The sequence below is a fragment of the Bacteroidota bacterium genome, assembly GCA_018831055.1.
Classification (GTDB): domain Bacteria; phylum Bacteroidota; class Bacteroidia; order Bacteroidales; family B18-G4; genus M55B132.
Window position 1 is genome coordinate 1 of the sequence record JAHJRE010000229.1, and the last position, 2,430, is coordinate 2,430.

4 protein-coding genes are annotated in these 2,430 nt (G+C 40.7%); 1 reads left to right on the forward strand and 3 read right to left on the reverse strand.

Annotated elements, in window-relative coordinates; genetic code table 11:
* Both KKA81_15100 and KKA81_15105 read right to left on the reverse strand, forming a co-directional pair.
* A partial coding sequence (locus KKA81_15100; protein MBU2652255.1) for a patatin-like phospholipase family protein occupies positions 1-442 on the reverse strand: 442 nt, incomplete at its 3' end.
* A 103-nt stretch (positions 443-545) separates the two neighbouring features.
* The gene (locus KKA81_15105) at positions 546-1,436 is read right to left on the reverse strand and encodes an aldo/keto reductase (GenBank protein MBU2652256.1); all 891 of its coding nucleotides are present in this window, start codon (positions 1,434-1,436) and stop codon (positions 546-548) included.
* 364 nt (positions 1,437-1,800) lie between these two features.
* Between KKA81_15105 and KKA81_15110 the strand changes: the two genes are divergently transcribed.
* The gene (locus tag KKA81_15110; GenBank protein MBU2652257.1) at positions 1,801-1,974 is read left to right on the forward strand and encodes a hypothetical protein; all 174 of its coding nucleotides are present in this window, start codon (positions 1,801-1,803) and stop codon (positions 1,972-1,974) included.
* Positions 1,975-2,053: 79 nt separating this feature from the next.
* Here KKA81_15110 and KKA81_15115 read toward each other — a convergent pair whose 3' ends face one another.
* The gene (locus KKA81_15115; protein ID MBU2652258.1) at positions 2,054-2,350 is read right to left on the reverse strand and encodes a hypothetical protein; all 297 of its coding nucleotides are present in this window, start codon (positions 2,348-2,350) and stop codon (positions 2,054-2,056) included.
* Between the last annotated feature and the right edge of the window lie 80 nt (positions 2,351-2,430).

A 2,430-nucleotide genomic window follows, 5' to 3' on the forward strand; every position in this document is an offset into this window, starting at 1 on the left:
ATACGGGCGCAAAAAGGCCTGGGTAAGACATGGATGCCCTAAGCGCTTTGAGCAGGTCGCCGGAATCTAAAACCACCTGGCCACCGGAGTACATATCTGCAGCAACAACTTTCAAAGGAATCTCCAGTTCATCAAAATTCTTTTTATCGCTATGCATACAGAAGAGTTCCCTAAGTTTTTTATCACCGTCTAAGAGCCCAGATCTAATAAGGCTCAAGTCTGAAAAGGAGAACATGCTTTCCCCATCCATGTCAATGACATATTTTTTCAACTGCTCCAGGCCGCCACTGGCAAAGATCGCGCCAACAAAAGCACCGACGCTGCACCCAGCCACAAGATGGATAGGGATATTTGCATCCTGAAGGGCCTCGATGGCCCCGATATGTGCCCATCCCCGAGAGGCCCCGCTTCCCAGCACCAATCCTACTTTATAGGTATTCATTATTACATTCCTTGAAATTTTTAAAAATATTCTTCTGCCATTCCCTTACTTTCACTAAGTAGTGTAATTTCAGGCTATTAGCGTGGCCCGATCCCAGCCCACCCTATTTGATGTAATCAAATTTTTTCTTAGATCTGATTAGTTTTCCATATTGTCGAATCCAGTCCAATTCTTCTTGAATTAAAGCCCCCTGCTGTATCGCTCGAAAATTCATCATCAGCTGCTCCCTGTTTTTCGGACCTGTCAGAACCAGGTGAACGTGAGGATTTGACAACACAAATCTATAGCAGAGTTCAGGTGTTAGAGGAGGTATCTTAGCCTCTTCCTTGCTACTCGGCCATGGAGGCATTTCAATATTTTTCAAAGGGTTGATTAACTGCTGCCAAGCCAAGGCTGTATAACTTACAACACAAGGATTCCGGGTTTTTAAATGCGGGAAAATATCCTCTTCTGCTCCAGTATGTTTTGCATTATAGCGAATCATCAGCAGATCAAATTCTGAGTCCAAGGCCAATTTACCGGCCCGTTTCCTATCATGGATGCTGGTTCCAATAGCCTTAATTTTACCTTCCTGTTTAAGTTTCAATAATGAATCAACAACACCCTTGCTATAAGTTGATGTCCGCCCCAGCCACCCAAGTTTGAAAACATCCAGGTAATCCGTATTTAATTTGCGCAGAGCATTTTCAATACTTTGGCGCACCTGCCAGCCAAAAAATCCCCAGCCAAGCAGGGACACCACATTCTTCTCTCTATCTTTTCTGATTACTTCCTTAATCCCTGGTGTAACTTTTTTAAAACCAGGACCCCATACCCAGTAATTAGCTCCCTGGTCTGCGGCCCATTCAACATCAGAAGAATCTATACCGTAGTTGCCGGCAATACCCATCCTGAAAACCTGTTTCTCAATTACAGGCAAAACCCTGAATGAAAAATCTTTATTAATATTATTACTTGATGTCATTATAGCCCCCATAGTTTTCTGCTCCAACACGAGCCATTAGTTTATCACCTACAATTCCGCAGCACATGTGTTTGGAAACCATGAAACAAAGACCATCGAACATTTTTTTTCTTCCACTTCTTTTTGATCCTGTAATAGATCACGTAATCTTTCTGCAAGTCCCTCATCGTAAGCCATATCATTCCATCCTTTTTGCAATATAATGGTTGTGTTCAGGGTTTGCCGGTCGCAGCACGGGAACAGGGGGGTTCGGTCCGCTGCAATAAATGATATCTGACCTGAAACATTTAAAATTATAATTAATAATTCAGTATCAAGATATACTAATACTGTAAATAGATATTCCTTTATATTCCAATATTTGCCCCTGTTCCTGGCACATTACCAAGACTTTTTGAAAAAATCAGACAGCATTGATGACCTGTTTGAGCGCCTGGAACAGCTTATATGCCTTCCTCTTGCTGGATCGATATGGAATCTTGTTCAGGGAATTGCTTTTAAAACAGCCTTTAATGTCCTGGTTGAATATAAAAAAATTATACTTTACATAAAAATGAATTTTGAATAAGGCCGGTTTCAGCTCTTTGACGGTAGGTAAAAAAACCCTATTTAAAAAAAGGGTTGCCCATTACACAAAAGACAGTATTTCAGAGAATCTCCAGATCTTCTGAATTATCGACGATTATATGTTCAAATACGGGTGGCTCTTCATTGCCATAATATGTGTTAAATTTATTCCAGTTTTTGAATTTATCAGAATCTCTCGGATTTGCCCTTGTCAACATCCTTTTTTTTCTGATCTCAGGCTTGCAGTAAACATAATGGATTTCAACAGGGCCGCCAAAGATACTTTCAAGTGTCTTTGGCCATTCAATGTCGCGAATTTCTTTTGTGAACGGGCCGACAATTACAACATCAATTTCAGAGCTCCTGACATTAGCCAAATTTAAATGCAGTTTATGCAGCCTTAAATACCAGTTTCAACTCTGTCCCAGGGTATAAAAAATTTTCCTTATTTACTATG